Here is a 23375-nt window from a genome sequence, read left to right as displayed (position 1 = left end):
GGATTAAAACGCATAAGCGGCAATACAGCCCACTAACGTCATGACAAACAAAAAGAGTTTGAGCGTCTTTGGATTGGCTGAAATCGCAAACTTGACGGCTACGCGCGCGCCAGTCATGGTGCCGATGGCAAGGAGCAAACCGGGTAGCCAACGCACCAGATCATCGGCAATAAAAACCAGCAGCGATAAGGTGGTGAATGCAAGTGTACAAGCCAGCTTAAGCGCGTTACCGCGCACCAGATCATAATTCAAGGTGCCGCATAAGGCCGCCAGTAACACAAAGCCAACCCCTGCTTGCACAAAGCCACCGTAGAAGCCAGCTAAACATAAACCCAGCCATGCACTCGGTGTGTCTTTCACTTTTTTAATCGGTGTTCCCGGTGGCGGGGTGAGGGTGGTCGGTTTGACTAACATCACCACTGTCATGGTGAGTAGCGTCCCCAGTAAAAGAGGTTTGACCCAGCTGGTGGGCAGCCAAGCGGCGGCAAGTGCGCCAAGTAAGCCACCAATCAGGCTGGGTACCAGCACTGGCCAGATATCTTGCGTATCAAGTTTGTCGTGGCGTTTAAAGCCTGCCATCCCCGAGGCACACTGCAACCACACGCCAACGCGATTGGTCGCATTCGCGACGTCGGCGGGCATCCCCATGACCATTAACGCTGGAAGGGTCAGGTTGGAGCCACCGCCTGCTAAGGTATTTATAATACCGGCAATAAACCCGAGCGCGACCAATATCGCGCCATACTCCATGGTCAGTGTCATCCTTGTCTCCTGATGTCTAAAAAGCCAGCATACCTTACTATGTCAATACGTATTATGCATCGTGCAACGTCTTTGGTGTGTTACTTGATCTGAACCATGTTGTCGGAAACCATTCATCATAAACCGGCCCTAAGTGCTGGCGATTCTACGCGGCGGTTATATAATCCCGTGCTACGCCTGAAGTTGTTCATCATGTTCGCCTAAAAAAGTGGGCGAGATAAGGTTGTATTGCGTCATGCAGCAAGCAGTTCCCTCGGCGCTAGACTCTGTCGCCCGTCGTTCGGCCCGAGTAGGGTTTATATACAATATACTGATTTCTATTATGGTCTTCGTACTTGTTGTCGCGTCAGTGGAGTTCTGGCTATACCAACAAGAGCATGATAAACAGATAGATAAAGTGCGCGCGGCATTATTGGCTTATCGGTCTCGTATAGAGCTTAACGTGACACAGAACATGGATTTAAGCTACGGCCTAGCAACCTATATCAGTTTAAATCCTGAGCTTACCCAAGAGGCATTTGCCGAGTTCGCGGCGCAATTGATGTCTCAATCTACCCATATTCTTAATTTTGGTGCCGCGCGAAATTGGGTGATTAGTCATGTCTATCCGGAGTCGGTGGGCGAAACTCTGCTTGGTACGGATTATCATGATATCCCGTCACAACTGGAAAGCGTGCGTAACGCCCATGCCTCTGATAAACCCGTCATCTCAGGGCCTGTTGAGCTGCTGCAAGGTGGAACAGCCTTAATCGCGCGACAAAGCATTACCAATGCCCGTAAAAACCTGCCGTGGGGCGTGCTTTCCACGGTGCTAGACATTGAGGCGTTGTTTACCGATAGCTTTACTCAAGGGGAGCGGTTACCCGTTCAAGTTGCCTTAGAAGGGCGCCGACGGCTGACTGAGCCTTTCAAACCTATTTATGGTACGCCGCAAATACATACCCAAGATCCGGTCATCGTGACGATGAGTTTACCATCAGGTCAATGGCGTTTACTTGGGATCCCTGAAGATGGCTGGCACGGTGTGCGTTGGCACCCGAGAGTCTGGCTAATGTGTGTCATTGTACTCGGCTTTTGGCTAGGAGGACTCTACGGTCGCTATAATGCTGGCCGCAGCTTTGCACAATCAATTGGTCGGGTTGTGGATGATAGCCATCGTTTCCGCAGTATTTTTAAGCGTCACGACGCTGTGATGTTACTGTTGGATGCCAAAAGTGGCGACATTGTCGATGCCAACGACAGTGCGCAACAGTTTTACGGTTATGATCATGCGACACTGACATCCATGCGGATCAGCGATATTAATACCCATACCGAGAGTGCGTTGCGTCAAAGCCTTTCCCAAGCGCGTCAGCGTGATAAAAACTACTTTATCTTCTCTCACCGTTTGAAAAGCGGTGAGGTGCGTCAGGTTGAGGTGCACTCTTCACCCATCACCATAGGTCATGTCAAATTACTCTTTTCTGTGATCCATGATGTTTCAGAGCGACTTGACGTTGAGCGTAAGCTGATGCTCAACGCAAAAATCTTTGAACAATCGAGCGAAGGGGTACTGGTGACGGATGCAGACGCCAAAATTATGGCAGTCAATGGCGGCTTTAGTGCCATTACTGGCTATCAAGAAGAAGATGTTCTAGGGAATGATCCGTCCATTCTTAACTCGGGGCGTCATGATAAAGCCTTTTTCCGCGCAATGTGGGAAGAGGTTGCCAAACAAGGCCGATGGAAAGGAGAGATATGGAATCGGCGCAAAGATGGGGTGGTATATCCACAGTTGCTTTCTATCAGTGTGGTGAAAAACGACGCCGGTGAGGTGGTGAATTATGTTGGCGTCTTTTCAGATATCTCCAAGCTGAAAGATTCAGAGAAAAAGCTGATTGATCTCGCGCACTATGATGCACTGACCGGTTTGCCGAATCGCTTGCTACTGGCATCTCGCACTAGACAAGCACTCAAGATGCCCATGGGGGCTCATGGCAAACTGGCCTTAATGTTTCTCGACCTTGACCAGTTTAAATTTGTCAATGATAGCCACGGACACGCCGTGGGCGATGAGCTGCTAAAGCTGGTGAGTCAACGCTTGTATGGTTTGTTAAGAGAAGGGGATACCTTAGCGCGACTGGGCGGGGATGAGTTCGTGGTYCTGCGTTTAATTCACAGTGACAAAGCCGCATGCGTCAGCTTGTCCGAAGACATTATTCAGGCGATGAACCGCTTGTTTGTGCTCAGCGGGGGGATTGATGCTCAGATTGGTGTCAGTATCGGTATTGCCCAATACCCAGACAATGCTGCTAATACCGAAGAGCTGCTGACCTTTGCCGACTCTGCGATGTACTTCGCCAAAAAATCGGGTCGTAATACCTATGCGTTTTACAATGATGCGCTAACCGTCGAAGCGAACAATAAATTGCGCTTAGCGGTCGAGCTACGGCAATGCGTGCAAAACGAAGAGCTTGAGCTTTTCTATCAGCCACAAGTGGATCTTGTGACCGGCAACATTATTGGTGTCGAGGCACTACTGCGTTGGCACCATCCTGAACGGGGCGTGCTTTCGCCGTTTCATTTTATTGATGTGGCTGAAGAGCGCTCGATTATTCACGACATCACCCAGTGGGTGGTGGAAACCGGGTGTCGTCAGTTAAAACAGTGGCAAGATGCTGGATTGATGGTCTCGTTGGCGGTAAATATCTCACCACGCAACTTGGCCGATATTACCTTTACGCAGGTCGTTGCCGAAGCACTTGAAAAAACGGGCGCCGATCCGCGCTTTCTCGAGTTGGAGATCACCGAAAACACCCTGATTGAAAATCAAGCCAGTGCATTGAAAGTGTTAGAGCAGTTGCGAGAAAAAGGGGTGGGGATTGCGATTGATGATTTCGGGACTGGGTATTCGTCGATGGCCTATTTAAAACGATACCCGATCTCTAAGTTGAAAATCGACCGACACTTTATCAAAGATATCCAAAGTGAAGCGCCGGATGAAGAGGAAGTGGCGATCGTGTCTGCGATGATCGCAATGGCCGATAGTCTCGGCATGGGCGTGGTGGCAGAAGGGATTGAAACCACTCACCAACAAGCGATACTGCGTGAGCTGGGCTGTACCTTCGGACAAGGCTTTCTGTATAGCCGCCCGGTGCCCGCAGACGAGATCGCCGAGCTATTCGGCATTGATGAGAGTCTCTGAAAACCGATTAACTCCGCCCTCTATGGTTAGCCCTCACACTTTTAGGGCTGAGAGCCGAGAATGATGTTGTGACCTTGCTGTTTTTTTACCCTATGAGAAAACGGCAAGGAGCACGATTATGATCCCCTTATTCTCTTGGCGGCGCATTGCACTGGCTGTGGCGGTTGCCTGTTCAGCTTCGGTGTCTGCAGCGCCACATATCACAGTTTCAACCTCAACCACGCAAACGGATGGGCCGCTTACTGACCAGCATCCAACTGTTTTCTCATTGGGTAAGAATATTTACAAGGTCTCGGTCAGTGGGCTTGATGGTGAATGTGAGGCGATCTCACCCACGCGTGTAAAGTTTAACACGCCAATTCCTTTGTCGTGCCAAGCGGAGAGCCACTTTGAGGTCAATATTCGCTTTGCCGGTGACTATGGTTTCTATTTTGAGCCTAGCACCCACACACTGAGTATTAAGCGAGAACCTAAAAAAACCGCGACCGTGTTTAAACGGCCTTTGCCCGATGTGCAATGCCAAGTTTATCGCGGTGGCCCTGTTACCCTTTCTGTTGGTGAGGCATTCGCGGATGGCACACAACTGAAAGAAGCGCTTAGTGGTCAGGTTGTTCGTGTTCGTGACCATCAGGTGACGCTGACCCCAGCATCAAATAGCGGTGGATTGATATTATTAGCGCCGACCGAGCGCGAACCTCAGGCATTTACCTACCGCAATGCCAACATTTACTTTGTGATGGTTGATCGCTTTCACAATGGCGATCCAAGCAATGATCACAGCTATGGCCGCCATTCCGATAATCAACAGAACATTGGTACTTTCCATGGCGGTGATTTGCAGGGAGTGCTCGAGAAGCTCGATTATATTCAATCACTGGGTACTGACGTGATCTGGCTGTCACCTATTGTCGAGCAGGTACACGGCTTTGTTGGGGGCGGCAGTAAAGGCGCGTTTCCTTTTTATGCTTATCACGGCTACTGGGCGCGAGACTTTACCCAGGTGGACCAAAACTTTGGCGATGATGCGGTGCTGAAAAAACTGGTAGAGGCCGCACATCAACGTGGCATGAAGATCTTTCTTGATGTAGTGGTTAACCATCCTGGTTACGCCACCTTAGCGGACTTACAACAAGATGGCATTGAGGTGGTCAATGCGGATGCATTACCGGCAAAATGGCAAGATTGGCACCCAAAAAAAGGGCAAAGTTGGCATGACTTTCACCAAGCTGTGGATTATCAAAGCGCAAACTGGCAGCACTGGTGGGGTAAAGATTGGATACGTGCGGGACTACCGGGCTACGATGCACCGGGCTCCAGCGATCAAACCCTGACCTTGGCAGGGCTTCCCGATTTTAAAACCGAATCGACCAAGTCAGTGATGCTGCCTCAGTGGTTGCTCGACAATCCCGGCACACGTGTAAAAGTCCAAGATGGCTATACGGTTAGTGATTATTTACTTGAGTGGCAAACTCAGTGGGTTGAACGCTTTGGGATAGATGGCTTTCGTGTCGATACGGTTAAACATGTCGACGGTGAGATCTGGCGAGCGCTTAAGCAAAAAGCCAGTGCCGCTTTGGCATCTTGGCGACAGAAGAATCAGCAGTCCGGTACGCCTTTTTGGATGATGGGAGAAGTGTGGGGCCACAGTGCTTATCGCAGCCCTTATTTCGATCAAGGCTTTGATGCGCTAATCAACTTTGATCTGCAAAAACAGATGGACAAAGGCGCGTACTGTCTCAGCCAAATGGAAGAGACGTATAATGCTTACGCCCAAACCATGCAAAACGAAGCGGATTTTATTCCAGTGAGCTATATGTCGTCACATGATACCGAGCTGTTCTTCAGTCGCTTCAAAGATATGGCGATGCAACGCGGCGCTGCCAATGCACTCTTGCTCTCACCTGGGGCTATTCAAGTGTATTACGGCGATGAGGTTGGCCGAGACTTGGGTCCCTATGGGGATGATTTCCATCAAGGCACGCGTTCTGACATGGTGTGGTCACGGACCGCAGAGCAACAGCGTTTGTTAGCCCATTGGCGTAAGGTCGCTCAGTTTAGGCAGCAGCATCCCGCCGTAGGCGCAGGGATACATCGGGCCATTGCCCAAGACAATGCTTATGTCTTTTCCCGACAGCTAGGTGATGACACCATCGTTGCCGCCTTTGTCGGTCGAACCACAAGCCAACCGTAGAAATGAAAAAGCCCGCCACTCGAAGAGTGGCGGGCGAGAAGATTGGTCGGTCTGACTGGATTTGAACCAGCGACCCCTGACACCCCATGACAGTGCGCTACCAGGCTGCGCTACAGACCGACTAAGCGCTATATTACGAATCACCCTCACAGCTGTCAATTACTCAACGGCATTGTTTTCCTGTTTTTCAATTGTTTGGCTATTAATGCGCCACTTCGAGACTGAAATTAACGGTCATGCTCTTCTGGGTGGTAGAAACGCTTCGATTCATGCATGACTTGCATCAAAACAGACAGCTGCGGCTTACCTTCCGGCAAGGGGGTATAGTGTTTGTCATACACTTTATAATTACCGAATTTATCCACTACCGTGGTCTTTTGTGGTTGGACGACCACGATATCACGGCTATCCCCAGCAATAACCCATTTACGCGGGCGATTTTTCAACTCGAACAAATTGGTCCCACTGCTATAGTTTTCAGCCGGTGAACTCACCGACAGCATGGACTCCATCAAAGTGGGAGCCACATCTAGGTGACTACTGTAATTCGTAATTTGTTCTGGGGCTTGGTTTGGCCAATGCATGACCAAGGGCACTTGCAACTGATAACGGCTGTAATTGGTGTTGGAGCCCCAGGTATTTAAACCGGTTTCGTTAAACTCCATACCATGGTTGGACGTGATCATAACCACAGTGTTTTCGAGCTGGCCCGATTGTTTCAAGTCGTCCAATAAAGCGCCAAGCTGATCATCGATATAGTGCGCGGCGTTGTTGTAACTGTTTTTCAATACCAGCGCAGTTTGGGTATCGACGCCTGCCATCGCGCTATCTAATGACGGCTGGAACGGCTGTGGATAGTCACCGCTTTGCTCGTATTCACTTACGGTGGCGAGCTCCAGATAACCAAACCAAGGCGATGTATCGCGTGCCGCAAGCCATGCTTGCATCTGAGAGACTGCTTCAGCATCGGCTTGCCAAGCGGGAAGATCAGGCTGATCATCGCTTTGTAAGTCGGCGCTAAAGATGCTTTGATAATAAATTGGATTGGTAAAGCCATCGCCACTAAATAGCCCGAGCTGGTAGTGACGATTATTCAATGTATTCATGAGCACCGGTCGCAGGCCTTCGGTGCGTGCACTTTGTGCATAGCTGCCGGGAAGACCATAGAAGAGCCCAAACAGCCCTGCCATGTCGTCATTGCTGCTGCTGAAGTGATTTTTAAACCACAGGTTGTCATTGGCGAACTGGTAAAGATGCGGCATGGTCACTGGATTGAGCATGTCGGCACGCAGTCCTTCAACCATCACCATCAATAGGTTTTTCTGATATTTACTCGCATCAGGTGCAAAAGCGAGTGGCTCCAGCGGATAGCGAATGACCTCGCTATTTTCCTGACCACGTTGTTCGCGGAGACGTTGGTATTCTTGTCTATCCAGCAAGCCATATTTTTCCATAAAAGTCTTCGCCGTCATTGGGTAGGAGACAGGGAAGGTCGAGCGTTGCGCAGTCACGGGACTATAGATAAATGCGTCGGCCCAAATATGGATCAGATGGCTGGAAATAAAGCAGATTGCAAACACGGTCGCGACCGGGATCCCGATGCGCTTGCGCGTCAGTTTACGAAGTTTACGCCACACCCATTCTGACATGATTAATTGGAGAATAAAGATAGCTGGCACAGCAATAAACAGGTATTGCCAGTGTGCATTCATGTCAGTTTTTTCGCCGCTTAACAACAGCTCCCACACCAAGGGGTTAAGATGGAGGTGGAGGGTTTCGTACGCATAAATGTCGAGCAGCAGCACCATCATACCCGTGGTCGCCGCCAATACGGCAAACAAGCGCATTAAGCGCTGTGAGGGAATGATAAAACTCGCAGGGAAAATGATCAGTATGTACAACGCAAACACAAGAAAGCCAAAATGGCCGACCCAGTTAAAAATCAGGTACGTTTGTCCTAACAGTGTTTCGGGCCATCCTGACTGGCTGATATAGCGTGTGCCAAGCAACATAGCGGCAATGATGTTAAAAAAGCTAAACCAATGCCCCCAGCTAATCAGCTGAGATACTTTGTCACGATACGATGTTCCGCTATCAACCATACGTCTTTATTCTTCTCTTTTAAGATGCTGCTGCACGGTGCGTTATTGTTTGTCGATAGAAGACAACAACGCTTGGGCGAATTTCTCGGCAAAAGCCTGACGTTGCGCGGCAKGAATATTCTGATTCAGGATATTGGTGGCGACGTTACCGACCACCATGAGCGACAAATCTGTTGACGCATCGTGTTGTTCTAACACGTTGACAACATCACTGATGATGCGTTCCACTTGTTTGTCGTCATACTTTGAAGTTACAGGCATAAATTCGTCTTGTCGTAATAAAACCAAAGCTGCGTATAATAACCCACACTTTAGTCTTACTGAAAATCTTTTCAATCATGAGCCTCACGCTTTCTAACGTAATATTGCATCAAATCGTTAAGCAAGATGATGATTCGCTTAACGTTCATCTTCGTGACGGACCGTTACCGCTCAACGATCAAACTGATAATCTGATGGCCGATGTACATCGGGTATATCACGCAAAAGCAGGCAAAGGGTTTGCTTTATTTGACACTGACAGTGAATTTCAGCAGTGGTTAAAGGAATATCGTGACCAACTCCTCGACTTTCGCACTTTCTCTGAAAAAGCCGTCGAACGTCTGCGTAATGAACTTGCTAAGTATCCCTTTGCCGACAGCGGTACATTAATTATGGCGCATTATCGTGCGCTTGCGACCGATTACCTGTTTATTGGCGTGGTCGAATCTAAGCACAGTTTGCGCGTGACGGACGAGCTTGACGTCAACGCGACTGAGTATCTTGACGTGAGTAAGATGGATATTGCGGCGCGGATCGATCTCTCCACGTGGGAAACGGAAGCCGACTCCAATCGATATTTGTCCTTCATCAAAGGCCGAGTCGGGCGCAAAATTGCTGACTTTTTCCTCGATTTCTTGCAAGCGCAAGTGGGCATGGACAGTAAACAGCAAAACCAAGTGTTGATGCAGGCCGTGGAAGATTACTGCGATGATGCGCGTTTGGAAAAAGAAGAAAAGAACGCGTATCGCAAGCAGGTCTTTGATTATTGTAATGATCAACTCAAATCAGGCGATGAAGTGGTAGTGAAAGAGCTTGCTCAAGAACTACCGCCAACGCCTGACGGTGTTGATTTCTACCAGTATGCCAATCAACAAGGCTATGAGCTTGAAGAGCAATTTCCTGCCGATCGGACTACGATGCGAAAACTCACCAAGTTTGTAGGGGCAGGTGGCGGCCTATCGGTAAACTTCGATGCCATGCTGTTAGGTGAACGCGTCTTCTATGACCCAGACACCGATACCCTGACTATCAAAGGCACACCACCTAATCTACGTGATCAGCTGCAGCGACGATTAACCAGTCGCGACGACTAATCATCAAGACCAAAGTGATCGATGAGGCTAATCAGTAATGGGTGAATTTTCACCCATTTCTTTTTGGTCCGATCCCGTTTTCGTCGATTCACTCTGAATTGTTCCTTCTCCCTTGTTCACAGATTGACCTTGAGCGCCTAAAACGTAAACGAAACGTTATTTAAACGTCACTCAAATGTCATGAGTGATATCACTGGCACAAGGAAAGAGGTTGAACAATGAAAAAGCTGACACTGTCTGCAATTGCACTATCGGTCACGTTAGCGAGTGCAGCTCACGCTGCCCCTGAAGTGATTAAGTTCTCCCACGTGGTGGCAGAAAACACGCCCAAAGGACAAATGGCGCTGCATTTCCGAGATCTTGTCGCTGAGCGTATTGGTGACAAATACGAAGTGGAAGTGTATCCAAACTCACAATTGTTTGGTGACGGCAAGGAGATGGAAGCGCTCCTACTTGGTGATGTCCAGTTTATTGCCCCTTCTTTATCTAAATTCTCCAAGTACACCAAAAAACTCCAAGTTTTCGATTTGCCATTTTTGTTTGAGGACATGGAAGCGGTTGACCGTTTTCAGCAATCAGATGCAGGGCAATCGCTGCTGCAGTCGGTCAAGGGCAAAGGCATGATCGGGCTGGGCTATTTGCATAACGGCCTCAAGCAACTGTCTGCCAGTGAACCACTACGGGTACCGAGTGATGCGTCTGGTAAGAAATTCCGCATCATGAGCTCAGACGTGTTGGCAGCACAATTTGATGCGGTAGACGCAGTGCCGCTTAAAAAGCCCTTCTCAGAAGTCTTTACCCTTCTACAAACCCGAGCCATTGATGGCCAAGAGAATACCTGGTCAAACATTTATTCGAAGAAGTTTTTTGAAGTTCAGCCTTATATTACAGCGTCAAACCATGGTGTGCTTGATTACATGGTTACCACCTCGGCGGAATTTTGGACGCAACTCCCAGATGCTGACCGTGAAGTGCTGAAAAAAGCGTTGGATGAGTCAGTGGCTTATGGCAATCAAATTGCGCAACAAAAAGCAGATGATGACCGCCAGAAGATCATTGACTCAGGACGCAGCCAAATTCTCACGTTGACCGATAAAGAGCGCGGTGAGTGGGTCGAAGCCATGCAGCCAGTGTGGCAGCAATTTGAGGATGAGATTGGCGCTGACTTGATTCAAGCAGCGGTACAAGCCAATCAATAATATCTAGCCGGGGATGCCCCGGCTTTTGTTTTATCTCCGGTCTGACCGGGTTCATCCGTAGGGAGTGTAGGATGATCAAGTTCTTGCATCGATTCGAAGAAACCGTCATTGGATTGCTACTGGTGGCGACGACCTTGTTGGTCTTTGTTGAGGTGGTGCTGCGTTTCTTCTTTAACGAAGGCTTACTTTGGGCACAAGAGGCCACCTTGTATTTATCGGCCTGGATGGTGTTGATTGGCGCGTCCTGGGGGATCCGAGAAGGCGCGCATATTGGGGTAGATGCCTTGGTGAAAACATTTTCACCGTCACTGCAAAAGACAGTGACCTTAATCGCACTGGCGCTCGCCATGGTGTACTGCGTGTTGTTTTTCTATGGCAGTTGGGTCTACCTGAGCAAGATGAAGCTGATTGCGATTGAAATGGAAGACATTCCGATAGAAAAGTGGAAAGCCATGCTGTGCTTGCTGATCGGGTTCGCTTTGCTTGGATTGCGCATGATCACTGTGGCTATAGAAGTCATTCAAGGTAAGCGTCTTGGTTTTGGCTTTGCTGATGAAGCGAAGGAGAGCATGCATCTTGCTGAAGAGGGTGTTGAGGGTATGCCAACAAGCCGTTCAGCGGAAGGCAAGGAGGAATCAAAATGACCATTGCGGTTTTGTTTGGGTTATTGTTTTTGTGTATGTTCATGGGCATGCCCATTGCCATTGCGCTGGGGTTATCGAGTGTCAGTACTATTTTGCTGTTCTCCAATGATTCCCTTGCCTCTATTGCTCTGAAACTTTTTGAAGCGACGACACACCATTACACGCTGTTGGCGATTCCTTTTTTTATCCTATCTTCTGCCTTTCTCTCAACTGGAGGAGTGGCGCGTCGGTTAATTAATTTTGCGGTTGATTGCGTTGGCCATGTACGTGGTGGATTAGCGATGGCATCTGTCATGGCGTGCATGCTGTTTGCGGCAGTCTCTGGTTCATCGCCTGCAACGGTTGCAGCCATTGGCTCGATTGTGATTGTGGGGATGGTAAGAGCAGGCTATCCAAAAGCGTTTGCCGCTGGGGTGATCGCCAATGCGGGCACCTTGGGGATATTGATCCCTCCGTCAATTGTGATGCTGGTATATGCGGCGGCAACGGAAGTATCTGCCTCGAAGATGTTTATGGCGGGCTTTATTCCGGGTTTAATGATGGGCGGGATCCTGATGGTCGCGATTTACATTGTCGCACGCATTAAAGGCTTACCCTCGCAACCTTTCCCAGGCGTTAGCGCAGTGCTTGGCTCAGGGGCGCGAGCGATGGGCGGACTCATGCTTATCATCATTGTGTTGGGCTCTATCTATGGTGGCATAGCCAGCCCGACTGAAGCGGCTTCAGTTGCGGCTGTGTACGCATGGTTGGTGAGTGTGTGGGGATACCGTGATATCGGACCGCTGAAAGACACCCCGTGGCGTTTTGAGGGCGAGTCATCAATTCGTGCTTGGGGACGTAATATCGTCCAGCTGCCTTGGGTGATGATACGCTCGGTAACCGATAAAGAAGTGGCCCATGTGGTAAAAGATGCCGCCAAGGTTAGCATTATGCTGCTCTTTATTATCGCCAATGCGATGTTGTTTGCCCATGTGCTGACCACTGAGCGTATTCCACATACCATTGCCGAAAGCATTGTGGCATGGGGGCTGCCCGCATGGGGCTTTTTAATCGTGGTCAATATCCTCCTATTGATTGCGGGAAACTTTATGGAGCCGTCGGCGATTTTGTTGATTATGGCGCCGATTTTATTCCCCATCGCCATGCAGTTGGGCATCGACCCCATTCATTTGGGGATCATTATGGTGGTCAATATGGAAATCGGGATGCTGACTCCACCGGTTGGGTTGAACCTATTTGTGACGGCGGGGATTACTGGTGAGTCCATCGGTTGGGCAATCAAGGCGGCGCTGCCTTGGCTAAGCTTGCTGCTGGTGTTCTTAATGCTGATTACCTACATTCCGCAAATTTCGCTCTTTTTACCTGAGTACCTCGATTCATTGCGCTAGCGAGAGTTGAGTGCTGGTGATGCAAACAAAGAAGGCGCCGAGTCGGCGCCTTCTTTATCTTCAGATTGCTCGCGGCGAGCGTGCCGCGTGACAAAAAAGATTATGCTTTCTCTGCAGCAGGCGTCATGGTTTCCGCCGCAGTTTGTTTGTCATCTACTTTGTCAACAAACCATCCCATGTAGCTGGTTACGATGGTGACAGCGATACACACAAAGCTTAACCACATAAACGGGGCGTAAGACAGGGTTGCAACACCCAGAATGCTGGCCATGTAGATACCATTGTCACTCCACGGCACCATGCCTGATGTCAGCGTGCCACCGAACTCAGCATTTCGTGATAGGTTTTTGCGTTGATAACCTAAGCGGTCGTAGTTTTTGGCACAGATTTTTGGTGTCAGGATCAGTGATACATACATCGCTGAACCAAAAATGTTCCCCATAAACGCCGTGCCAATGGTTGAGGTGGCGAGGCTACCTGCGCTGTTAACGCGACGCTCAAACAGATTTGCGATGGTATGTAAGACGCCGACTTTTTCCAGCAATCCGCCGAAGCCAAGACCAAACACGATTACCGCAACCGAGCCCAGCATCGATTCCATGCCGCCACGGTTTAAGATGGCATCAATAAAATCGACGCCCGAGGAGATGTGAAAAGGCGCCCACGCGGTGTTGATTGCCTGCACGGGAGTCATGTCTTGCAACATCACAGCCCATACAATACCCAGTAACGAGCCAAAGCTAATCACAGGGAACGAGGGTAGACGCATCGCAAGCAATACCAACACCGCCAAAACTGGAATGAAAGAGAGCGGCGTGATCACAAATTGCTCTTCCATGGCCAACATCACGGTCTCAACTTGGCCCATGTCCACGTTGCCCGCGTAGTGCCACCCTACAGCGGTAAAGAGGATACCGGTGATGATGTAGCTGATCAGTGCAATAGGCAGCATGCCTTTAATGTGCTCAACGATCTCAACGCCTGACATTGATGAGGCCAAAATCACCGAATCTGAGAGCGGCGACATTTTGTCACCAAAGTAACAACCAGATAGCACGGCGCCTGCGGTCATGGGGGCGGGAATACCCAAACCTTGCCCAATGCCCATCATTGCGATGCCGGCTGTACCTGCTGATCCCCAAGAGGTTCCGGTGGCCAATGCGGTGAGGGAACAAATCAACATGGTCGCAAGAAGGAAAATAGAAGGGTGAATTGCTTTCAGACCATAGAAGATAATGGTTGGAACGATACCACCTGCAATCCATGTACCGACTAAGGCACCGACCGAAAGCAGAATAAGCACAGCGCCTAAACCATTTGAGATCCCTTTCGTGGCAGCAGCCTCAAGGTCTTTATATTGGTGACCGAGTTTTAGGCCTAATACCATGATCACGAACCAGCCGATAAACAGGGCCAATTGGATCGGGAGATCGAGTTTTGCCGTAAATGAAAACGCTAGCGCGAGAAATATACCGAGCGAGAGAATCACTTGAAAGACTGATGGCAGTCTTGCTTGTTGTGTTGTCATAACCTTAACCTTCTTCACGTCGCACTCCTTGCAAAGCCGTGGGGCGAACGTATCGACATCATTATTGGAAGGCGGACCTAATGTGATAACGCGACTACTCCCTGCGCAATTTACCCCTTTTAACTAGGGCTAAACTCACATCACTCTCCGTGTGTCAGTATCCTATTCCGTTTGTGAGGCGACATACTCTAGCTAACACCACAAAGAGATGGGAAACATTTTTGCCAGTAATGTGAGTCTTCCGCGAATTAGGTTGCGATTACCGTGTTCAGGTTAACCCTAGGGAAAGAGTTGGTTTTAAATTGATTAAAATATGGTTTTTATTTTGTTGCTGGTTGTGTGTTTTTTCGTCGCACGTACGTTAAATGTCTTCATACATATCTGTCTGGATTCCTTTGGTTTGATGAGGAATTGAACAGTTAATGACCTTGACCTGACTATCGTAAATCGACGTGTTAGTATCAAAAGCGTTTTTTCACTGACCGAACCGTGCTTATCTGGTTAAGCGTTTGGTTCAGTCACACAACATGGAGTGTGAAATTATGATGCGAGTAGGTTTAATTGGCTGGCGTGGCATGGTGGGATCTGTGCTGATGCAGCGTATGGTAGAAGAAAAAGACTTTGACCATATTGAGCCTGTCTTCTTCAGCACCTCACAAGTTGGCATCGCGGCCCCGAATTTCGGCAAAGATGCGGGCATGCTTAAAGATGCTTACGACATTGAGGCCCTTAAAACCCTAGATGCTATTATCACCTGCCAAGGCGGGGATTACACCAACGCGGTTTATCCTAAGTTGCGTCAAGCTGGCTGGAAAGGCTACTGGATTGATGCAGCATCATCATTGCGAATGGCAGATGATAGTATCATCACCTTGGATCCGATTAACTTTAAACAGATTCAAGCAGGGATCCACGGCGGTACACGCACGTTTGTGGGCGGTAACTGCACCGTTAGCTTAATGCTAATGGGCCTTGGCGGTCTTTACCAATCAGGTTTGGTCGAGTGGATGACGGCGCAAACCTATCAAGCCGCGTCTGGCTCTGGCGCCAAGCATATGCGCGAGCTGATCAGTCAAATGGGTGTGATTAATGATGCGGTTAACACCGATCTGGCCAGTCCCGCGACCTCGATTCTCGACATCGACCGTAAAGTCGCCCAGACCCTTCGCTCCGATGATTTCCCTGCCGATAACTTTGGCGTGCCACTAGCGGGTTCACTGATCCCTTGGATTGATGTGAAACGTGATAATGGTCAGAGCAAAGAAGAGTGGAAAGCGACTGTTGAAACCAACAAAATCTTAGGTTTACAAGATAATCCAATCCCTATCGATGGCACTTGCGTACGTATTGGTGCAATGCGCTGTCACAGCCAAGCCTTAACGGTGAAGCTGAAAAAAGCAGTACCAATGGATGAAATCGAGGAGATGATTGGTTCGCACAATGATTGGGTGAAAGTAGTACCTAATGAACGTGAAGTGACCATGACTGACTTGAGCCCAGCGAAGGTGACTGGCACGTTATCGATCCCGGTAGGCCGCCTGCGTAAACTGGCAATGGGTGATGATTTCCTCAACGCCTTTACGGTGGGTGACCAATTGTTGTGGGGAGCGGCTGAGCCACTGCGTCGCTCGCTGCGCATTATCTTAGCGGAAACCGCGCAAGATTAATGATGGCTATTTCGCCAAACCAAGCCGCCAATTTGGGCGGCTTTTTATTGCCCACCATTTAAGGATCGTCGCCAGCTCACTGTCGCCAGTGTGTCATACTGAATATGAACCATAAAAAAGGAGGCGATAACCGCCTCCTTTTTACTGGGTATGTGACGTTACGTCATTAAGCAGCGAAGTTTTTCGCGACAAATTCCCAGTTGATCAGTTTCCAGAACGCAGCCATGTAGTCTGGACGTACGTTACGGTAATCGATGTAGTAAGCGTGTTCCCAAACATCCACAGTCATCAGTGGCGTTTCACCGTCGTGAGTCACTGGTGTTTCGGCATTCGAGGTGTTCACGATTGCCACAGAACCGTCCGCTTTTTTGACCAGCCAAGTCCAGCCAGAGCCAAAGTTGTTCACCGCTGAGGTAGTGAACTGAGTTTTGAACTCTTCGAAAGAGCCAAACGCTTTGTTGATTGCGTCTGCTAGCTCACCAGTTGGCTCGCCACCACCGTTCGGGCTTAGGCAATGCCAATAGAAGGTGTGGTTCCACACTTGAGCTGCGTTGTTGAAGACGCCGCCTGAAGAGGTTTTGATGATGTCTTCAAGTGATTTACCTTCGAATTCAGTCCCTTCGATCAGACCATTGAGCTTAACCACGTAAGTGTTGTGGTGTTTGCCATAGTGATACTCGAGGGTTTCTTTTGAAATGTGTGGCTCTAGCGCGTCTTTCGCGTAAGGCAGTTCAGGTAGTTGGAATGACATTGCTTATATCTCCGTTTTTATATGGGGAGTGCTTCCTGTAGTCCGACACCGACATTCTCTAAAGAGGGAATGTTCTCAGCTGATACCGCTGTAAAACATGACCCCATGGCGGTGTGGCTACTCTTTTTCGTTTTGCTCAGCCTAGTTTAGCAAGTTTTTACTTTATTAAAAGGATAGCGGCAAAATTTTTGTTGCTAATCCCACAATGGATTTAGGCATTTTTTTCCAATCGGTTAGCAAGTAGAATCAAGGGTAAGACTCAAAGACAGTGTTCGAGGAAGCAATGGAAACGATTGATAAGATTAAGCAGCAAATCGAAGAAAATGCGATTCTGCTGTATATGAAAGGCTCTCCTAAGCTGCCAAGTTGTGGTTTTTCATCACAAGCATCGCAAGCGCTGATGGCATGTGGCGAAAAGTTTGCTTATGTAGACGTACTCCAAAACCCAGATATCCGCGCTGAACTCCCCGTTTATGCCCAGTGGCCAACTTTTCCACAGCTTTGGGTTGAGGGTGAATTAGTCGGCGGTTGTGACATTATTTTGGAAATGTTCCAAAAGGGTGAGTTACAGCCACTCGTCAAAGAAGCGGCAGAGCGTCGTGACGCGAGCGAAAATGAGTGATTGAGAAGACACTCATTCGCTGAAGTACGCTAAAAGCCACGTTGAGAAACGTGGCTTTTTTATCGCTGACAGAAGGTTCTTTGCGATTACAGCACCATCGCCGCTAACCAGCCAAAGACAATCAGAGGTAGGTTATAGTGGATAAAGGTAGGGACCACTGTATCCCAAATATGCTCGTGTTGTCCGTCGGCATTAAGCCCTGATGTTGGACCTAAGGTTGAATCGGATGCAGGGGAGCCCGCATCGCCAAGCGCGGCAGCCGTGCCCACCAATGCGATAGTCGCCATTGGCGAGAAACCAAACGCCAAAGACAATGGTACATAGATGGTTGCGATAATCGGAATGGTCGAGAACGATGAACCAATGCCCATGGTCACCAACAAGCCAACGACCAACATCAGAAACGCAGCTAATGGCTTGTTGTCGCCAATTGAGCCAGATAATGAGCTGACGAGCGATTCAACGCCGCCAGTGGCCTTCATCACCGCCGCAAATCCCGCCGCCGTGATCATGATAAAGCCGATCATGGCCATCATGTGGACCCCTTTGGTGAACACATCTTGGGTGTCTTTCCAGCGGATCACGCCGCCAAAGGTAAATACCATAAAGCCTGCTAATGAGCCCACAATCATTGAGCCTGCCATCAACTGAACGCTTAGGGCGGCGACAATTGCGACGCCAGCGACCCAAAGATTACGAGATTCAACCTGATTGTTTTCAGGTTCGGCATCGAGAATTGCGCCTTCCTGATACTGCCGTGGCTTGCGATAGCTAATAAAAGTGGCGATCAGTAAGCCCACGACCATGCCAGCGGCGGGAAGCAACATTGCGGTTGGTACTTGAGCGGCAACCACATCGAGGCCATTTTCATTCAGGTTTTTGAGCAAAATGTTGTTCAAAAAGATGCCACCAAAGCCAACGGGTAACACCATATACGGCATAATCAAACCGAAGGTCAGCACACAAGCTACCAAGCGGCGATCGAGCTTTAAGCGTTGGAACACATGCAGTAACGGTGGGATCACAATAGGAATAAATGCAATGTGTACGGGGATCGCGTTCTGAGACGAAATGGCGAGTAAGCCGAGTAAAATTAAGACAAGATACTTGAATGTGGTTGTCGCCGCGTCGGCTGGGCGTGCATTGAGTTTACGGATGACCGCATGGGCGAGTACATCTGTGATCCCCGAACGGCTAATTGCTACGGCAAATGTGCCAAGCATGGCATAACTCAGAGCAATAGTGGCGCCGCCACCTAATCCACCTTCAAAGGCGCTGATGGTGTCTGACAAGCTCAAGCCGCCAACCAATCCACCTAAGACGGCGCTAAATGTCAACGCAACCACGACATTGACGCGCATTAGCGCCAGTGCCAGCATGACACAGACCGAAATAACTACCGGGTTCATGAAAACTTTCCTGTTATGGGCATTGTGACTGCAGCTAAGCTGCAGGGTCTATCTATGGTTTTGTAATTAAGTCACCCAGTTTGCGCAAAAATTTGTCTGTGTCGAGGGGGAATCGACTTTTTTTGTTATTTTATTTCATCAAAAAAAGTGAAGGTCGCTAAAGCGCTAAAAAATTGGCTTGCCAGTTTGTTTGGTTGTCTACCTATTCGGCAGGTTGATTGATGCAGCAGAAAAGGTTTTTATTACTTCGACATGAACAAAAAAACGGCCAACATAAAGCTGGCCGTTTGATACGAGTATTTGCTGATTGAGGTTAGAACAAGTAGTTCAACTGCAAGCCATAGATATAAGCATCGCCACCAGCTGAGAAGTTAGTGTCGGAAGAGGTAGTGCTAGTTAGTGCTTCCGTACCATCAACTCGATCACCGTCTAAGTAAGCGAAACCTAGGTCAACCGACAGATTTTCGTTCGCTGTATAGGTCGTCCCTAAGCTCCACCAGTGACGGTCTGAATCAGGGATGCTCAATGTACGTTTTTCCGCAGGCACGGGGCTTTCATCGTATGCATAGCCCGCACGGAACGCCCAGTGCTCATCCATGGTATAAGTAGCACCCAGCGCATATCGCCAGCTGTTATCCCAGTCTTCTTCTTTTTGGAAACATACATTGTTATTGGCAGAGCAGCCTGAACCTGTTGCTTTAAGCTCTTTTAGACTATCCCAACCAGTGTACATGGCACTATAGTGTACTGCGATTTGTTGGTTTAATTGATGAAAGCCAGAGAACTCGATGATTTCAGGTAAATTAAGTTCCAACTCACCATCCACTTTAGTGCCAGGTCCTCCTCCCGTTGGACCACCTGCAAGCGCTGCCAAACCATCTGTAAACTCGCCATCAAGGGTGACATCGGTTTGCGAACGATAGGTCAAACCAAATCGATTATCTTCATTGACCTCCCAAAGGACGCCGAGATTCCAGCCAAACCCCCAACCATCTCCAGCAAGTTTTGCTGCTTGATCTGTTGGGCTTCCGCCAACAGTACCAGCTAGTGCACCTTTCTGGCGTTTTAGGGCTCGCCCCAAACCGGATACCGAGGTTTCTGACACTTGGAAGCCGGCACTATGAGCTTGCACGGCTAGCAAAGATAAACTGGTTGCCACTAGCGATTTTTTAAATAGTGATGACATAGCGCGCCTCACTCCTCTTTTAATTTAGCTTCTTGTCCTTTGGGGCCGCCCCCTCCGCGCCCATGTTCTCTGAGCTACAAAAGTGGTCGGATGTTATTCACGACTAATAGTGGCACCGATTTGCCATTTGTTAAAGGGAGGTTTCAAAAGGGAAAGCTAAGTGATATGCGAGAATTGTTAGCATGCGTTTGTATTGGACGTTTTAAGTAAAAACTCTACTCAGTGATTTAGTGAAATACTTATTGATTTTACGCCTTTTTTCTGGCTTTGCTTTGTTGCGCATGCTTTGTGTGTCTGTTTAAGTTCTCTCTGTAGAAGCGTTTAGGTAAGGTGATAATTAGATCGCAAAAATGTGACGGCAAACATATTGTTAACAAACTGAAGAGGGCGTATTTAAGGTTTAAGTGCGTAGAGTCGAGGGAAGATGTCTGGGTGAAAAAAGCGACCCGATTGGGTCGCGTCATGCATGGATAATCTTATGTCTCCGATGTGGTCGGTGCATCGCTGTTCTCGGACGTGATGGCAAGTGGCCAGCCACCTAAGCGTTTCCAGCGATTAACTATCTCACAGAAGAGCTCTGCGGTGCGCTCAGTATCATAAAGGGCGCTATGTGCTTCTTTATTGTCGAATGCAATCTCAGCGGCTTGGCAGGCTTTTGCTAATACCGTTTGCCCGAGCGCAAGCCCACTGAGTGCCGCTGTATCAAATGTCGCGAAAGGATGGAAAGGGTTGCGCTTTAATTGCGCGCGTTCAGCGGCGGCCATGACGAAGCTATGATCAAAGTTTGCATTGTGGGCGACCATGATCGCGCGCTGGCATTCTGCCGCCTTTTGCTCTTTGCGGATCAGCTTAAAAATTTCGCGCAGTGCTTCCCCTTCATCAACCGCTCCACGCAGTGGGCTAAATGGGTCACGAATACCGGTAAATTCGAGCGCCGCAGGCTCAAGGTTTGCGCCTTCAAATGGCGTGATATGAAAGTGAATGGTTTTATCTGGGGTCAGCCAGCCTTGTTCATCCATTTTTAGGGTGACGGCGCAGATTTCTAACAAAGCATCGGTTTTTGCGTTAAATCCTGCGGTTTCTACGTCCACAACAACAGGAAAATAGCCGCGGAAACGGGCTTTAAGACTATTTGGATCGAGATCTTGGCTCATGCAGTCGTCACTTTACTGGGAAGAATAAAAGCGTGATTATCGCAAATCGCGGCGTTAAGCTAAAGTCGGCGTGACTCACGTCGATATCTTAAGTTACACACTGCGCTAAAGCGTAAAGAGAGTATGATGCGAAAATCGGTTTTTAGGACAATGAGTCGCCCGTCGGTGTTCGGGATAATGGTTGCAGTCTGCGGGCTATGGCTGGCCTTACCCGCATGGGCAAATAAGCTTTACGTCGCGCCGTTAGGGGAATCCAACTGGACGGTCACCATAGATACGCCGATTGAGTGTCGCTTGGAGCACACCATTCCTCGTTATGGACAAGCCTCATTTACCTCTCGCGCCAGTAAAGAGGTGAATTTAGACTTTGAACTGGATATGCAGCGTCCGATGGGAAAAACCGCAGACGTTTCTTTGCTCTCTATGCCCGCAGACTGGATGCCTGGTGAGCCGGCGAAATATATGGATCAACTGAAGTTCTTCAAGCAATTTGATGGTTATGTTGGCGGACAAACGGCGTGGGCGATGCTCAGTGAGTTAGAAGACGGGCGGTTCCCTACCTTTAGCTTTCAAGATTGGCAACGACAACAGCAGCGTGTTGATATTGCGCTGTCTGCGGTGGCGTTTGGTGCGCCATATCATGAGTTTAGCCGTTGCTTAAATAGCCTACTGCCGTATGCGTTTGAAGATATTTCATTTACGGTGCTGCGGTATCAGGAAAACAGTGATGAATTGACGAAGGCGAGTATGCAGCGCCTGACACAGATCGCAGAGTTTGTTCGTTACAGTGATGATATCGATCTTATCCTTGTGGCAACGTATTCGGACTCCCGCGGAACACGTGCCGCTAATCAGCAAATGTCTGAGCGGCGCGCCAAAAAGCTACGCGACTATTTTACGTCTCTTGGCCTCCCTGAAGATAGGATTACGGTAGAAGCCTATGGTGAGCGACGTCCAATTGCGGATAATGAAGATCCGATAGGGCGAAGTAAGAACCGACGCGTGGTGATCTCTTTGGGACGGACCTTGCTGTAGCCCTGATTGAATGTCAAAAAGCCCAGCATGACCGCTGGGCTTTTTCTATTCTTACCACTGCGTAAATCGTGGTAATTAACCGCACTAGTTAGCCGTTTAGGCCGGCAGACGCGCTTTTGTTCTGGATCAGCTCGAGCTTGTAACCGTCTGGGTCAGTCACAAAAGCAATTTCAGTACTGCCACCTTTTACTGGACCTGGCTCACGGGTAATGTTTCCACCAGCCTGACGGATTTGCTCACAGGTCGCGTAGATATCGTCGACACCAATGGCGATATGACCAAACGCGTTGCCATGGTCATAGTCGCTCTCGCCCCAGTTATAGGTGAGCTCAATCACCGCCCCTTCAGATTCATCACTGTAGCCGACAAAAGCCAAGCTATATTTATACTGCTCATTTTCATTGGTGCGCAGTAGGCGCATTCCCATCACCTCGGTGTAGAACTTGATGGCGCGATCAAGGTCTCCTACACGGATCATGGTATGTAAAATTCTGCCGTTCGACATGACGTTGCTCCTTTTTTCGTTTACCAGTCACTAACCTGTAGCGGTTAGCTTTCGGGGTAGACTTTCTCTTTGTATTCACACAGATCTTCAATGATGCAACTCCCGCAGCGCGGCTTGCGCGCCAGGCAGGTGTAGCGTCCATGCAGAATAAGCCAATGATGAACATCAACTTTGAATTCTTTTGGCACCACCTTAAGCAGCTTTTCTTCTACGTCGTTCACGTTTTTGCCCACAGCAAACTTGGTGCGATTGGAGACGCGGAAAATATGCGTATCGACCGCAATAGTGGGCCAACCAAATGCCGTATTGAGTACCACGTTGGCCGTTTTACGCCCGACACCGGGAAGGGCTTCCAAGGCTTCTCTGTTTTCAGGCACTTCGCCTTGGTGTTTTTCGACCAAGATGCGACAGGTTTTAATCACGTTTTCTGCTTTTGAGTTAAACAGCCCGATGGTCTTGATGTACTGTTTAACGCCTTCAACGCCTAAATCCAGTAACCCCTGTGGTGTATTGGCTACCGGATAGAGCTTTGCCGTGGCTTTATTTACGCTCACGTCTGTTGCTTGTGCTGAGAGTAACACTGCAATAAGCAACTCAAAAGGAGTTGACCAGTTCAACTCCGTTTGAGGGTTAGGGTTATTGTCTCTCAGCCGTTCTAGTATCTCTTGACGCTTTTGTTTATTCATCGTGCTA

General features: G+C 48.9%; 19 protein-coding genes and 1 tRNA gene. 9 read left to right on the top strand and 11 right to left on the bottom strand.

Annotated elements, in window-relative coordinates:
• Nucleotides 1-3: 3 nt before the first annotated feature.
• The gene (locus BZJ19_RS00505) at nt 4-762 is read right to left on the bottom strand and encodes a sulfite exporter TauE/SafE family protein (protein ID WP_077674234.1); all 759 of its coding nucleotides are present in this window, start codon (nt 760-762) and stop codon (nt 4-6) included.
• Between the two features lie 235 nt (nt 763-997).
• On the opposite strand from BZJ19_RS00505, the gene BZJ19_RS00500 reads away from it, so the two are divergent.
• Together BZJ19_RS00500 and BZJ19_RS00495 are read left to right on the top strand one after the other, a co-directional pair.
• Nucleotides 998-3946, top strand: a complete 2949-nt coding sequence (locus BZJ19_RS00500; RefSeq protein ID WP_077674233.1) for a bifunctional diguanylate cyclase/phosphodiesterase — start codon at nt 998-1000, stop codon at nt 3944-3946.
• A 118-nt stretch (nt 3947-4064) separates the two neighbouring features.
• Nucleotides 4065-6137: an alpha-amylase gene (locus tag BZJ19_RS00495; RefSeq protein WP_077674232.1), complete on the top strand. Its 2073-nt coding sequence runs from the start codon at nt 4065-4067 to the stop codon at nt 6135-6137.
• A 43-nt stretch (nt 6138-6180) separates the two neighbouring features.
• Here the strand turns inward: BZJ19_RS00495 and BZJ19_RS00490 are convergent.
• The 3 genes from BZJ19_RS00490 to BZJ19_RS00480 all read right to left on the bottom strand — a co-directional run bounded on the left by BZJ19_RS00490 (nt 6181) and on the right by BZJ19_RS00480 (nt 8500).
• A tRNA-Pro gene (locus BZJ19_RS00490) sits at nt 6181-6257 on the bottom strand.
• A 107-nt stretch (nt 6258-6364) separates the two neighbouring features.
• Entirely contained in the window at nt 6365-8239 is a 1875-nt protein-coding gene (locus BZJ19_RS00485) for a DUF3413 domain-containing protein (RefSeq protein WP_077674231.1), read from the bottom strand.
• A gap of 42 nt (nt 8240-8281) precedes the next feature.
• The gene (locus BZJ19_RS00480; RefSeq protein ID WP_077674230.1) at nt 8282-8500 is read right to left on the bottom strand and encodes a YejL family protein; all 219 of its coding nucleotides are present in this window, start codon (nt 8498-8500) and stop codon (nt 8282-8284) included.
• A 77-nt stretch (nt 8501-8577) separates the two neighbouring features.
• On the opposite strand from BZJ19_RS00480, the gene yejK reads away from it, so the two are divergent.
• The 4 genes from yejK (at nt 8578) to BZJ19_RS00460 (ending at nt 12825) form a co-directional block, all read left to right on the top strand.
• Nucleotides 8578-9594, top strand: coding sequence for a nucleoid-associated protein YejK (yejK, locus tag BZJ19_RS00475; RefSeq protein ID WP_077674229.1), 1017 nt, complete (start codon nt 8578-8580; stop codon nt 9592-9594).
• A gap of 218 nt (nt 9595-9812) precedes the next feature.
• Nucleotides 9813-10793: a TRAP transporter substrate-binding protein gene (locus BZJ19_RS00470; protein ID WP_077674228.1), complete on the top strand. Its 981-nt coding sequence runs from the start codon at nt 9813-9815 to the stop codon at nt 10791-10793.
• 71 nt (nt 10794-10864) lie between these two features.
• The gene (locus tag BZJ19_RS00465; protein ID WP_077674227.1) at nt 10865-11437 is read left to right on the top strand and encodes a TRAP transporter small permease; all 573 of its coding nucleotides are present in this window, start codon (nt 10865-10867) and stop codon (nt 11435-11437) included.
• On the top strand, nt 11434-12825 hold the full coding sequence (locus tag BZJ19_RS00460) for a TRAP transporter large permease (protein WP_077674226.1): 1392 nt from the start codon (nt 11434-11436) through the stop codon (nt 12823-12825). Before BZJ19_RS00465 ends, BZJ19_RS00460 begins: the two co-directional genes overlap by 4 nt.
• 100 nt (nt 12826-12925) lie before the next feature.
• Here BZJ19_RS00460 and nhaC read toward each other — a convergent pair whose 3' ends face one another.
• A complete protein-coding gene (gene nhaC / locus BZJ19_RS00455; RefSeq protein WP_077674225.1) occupies nt 12926-14353 on the bottom strand; it encodes a Na+/H+ antiporter NhaC in 1428 nt (475 codons plus the stop codon).
• A gap of 545 nt (nt 14354-14898) precedes the next feature.
• Here nhaC and asd point away from each other — a divergent pair.
• On the top strand, nt 14899-16020 hold the full coding sequence (gene asd, locus BZJ19_RS00450) for an aspartate-semialdehyde dehydrogenase (protein ID WP_069590083.1): 1122 nt from the start codon (nt 14899-14901) through the stop codon (nt 16018-16020).
• A 166-nt stretch (nt 16021-16186) separates the two neighbouring features.
• Here the strand turns inward: asd and sodB are convergent, their stop codons facing one another.
• Nucleotides 16187-16771: a superoxide dismutase [Fe] gene (gene sodB / locus BZJ19_RS00445; RefSeq protein WP_069590049.1), complete on the bottom strand. Its 585-nt coding sequence runs from the start codon at nt 16769-16771 to the stop codon at nt 16187-16189.
• A gap of 283 nt (nt 16772-17054) precedes the next feature.
• Between sodB and BZJ19_RS00440 the strand changes: the two genes are divergently transcribed.
• Complete coding sequence (locus BZJ19_RS00440; RefSeq protein ID WP_069590051.1) at nt 17055-17393, top strand: Grx4 family monothiol glutaredoxin; 339 nt, start codon at nt 17055-17057, stop codon at nt 17391-17393.
• Nucleotides 17394-17479: 86 nt separating this feature from the next.
• On the opposite strand, the gene BZJ19_RS00435 is transcribed toward BZJ19_RS00440, so the two are convergent.
• The 3 genes from BZJ19_RS00435 to rnt form a co-directional block, all read right to left on the bottom strand.
• Nucleotides 17480-18802: a Na+/H+ antiporter family protein gene (locus tag BZJ19_RS00435; RefSeq protein ID WP_077674224.1), complete on the bottom strand. Its 1323-nt coding sequence runs from the start codon at nt 18800-18802 to the stop codon at nt 17480-17482.
• A 313-nt stretch (nt 18803-19115) separates the two neighbouring features.
• The gene (locus BZJ19_RS00430; protein ID WP_077674223.1) at nt 19116-19988 is read right to left on the bottom strand and encodes a porin; all 873 of its coding nucleotides are present in this window, start codon (nt 19986-19988) and stop codon (nt 19116-19118) included.
• Nucleotides 19989-20464: 476 nt separating this feature from the next.
• Nucleotides 20465-21142, bottom strand: a complete 678-nt coding sequence (gene rnt / locus BZJ19_RS00425; RefSeq protein ID WP_077674222.1) for a ribonuclease T — start codon at nt 21140-21142, stop codon at nt 20465-20467.
• 177 nt (nt 21143-21319) lie between these two features.
• On the opposite strand from rnt, the gene motY reads away from it, so the two are divergent.
• The gene (motY, locus tag BZJ19_RS00420; protein ID WP_235608114.1) at nt 21320-22177 is read left to right on the top strand and encodes a flagellar protein MotY; all 858 of its coding nucleotides are present in this window, start codon (nt 21320-21322) and stop codon (nt 22175-22177) included.
• Nucleotides 22178-22265: 88 nt separating this feature from the next.
• Here motY and gloA read toward each other — a convergent pair whose 3' ends face one another.
• Together gloA and nth are read right to left on the bottom strand one after the other, a co-directional pair.
• Nucleotides 22266-22682 carry a lactoylglutathione lyase gene (gene gloA, locus BZJ19_RS00415; RefSeq protein ID WP_069590061.1) on the bottom strand — a complete coding sequence of 139 codons (417 nt, stop codon included), beginning with the start codon at nt 22680-22682 and terminating at the stop codon, nt 22266-22268.
• Between the two features lie 44 nt (nt 22683-22726).
• The gene (gene nth / locus BZJ19_RS00410) at nt 22727-23368 is read right to left on the bottom strand and encodes an endonuclease III (protein ID WP_069590063.1); all 642 of its coding nucleotides are present in this window, start codon (nt 23366-23368) and stop codon (nt 22727-22729) included.
• Nucleotides 23369-23375: the final 7 nt, after the last annotated feature.

The sequence above is a fragment of the Salinivibrio proteolyticus genome (genome assembly GCF_001996165.1).
Lineage (GTDB): Bacteria > Pseudomonadota > Gammaproteobacteria > Enterobacterales > Vibrionaceae > Salinivibrio > Salinivibrio proteolyticus.
This window is presented reverse-complemented; position numbering and strand designations above follow the sequence as displayed.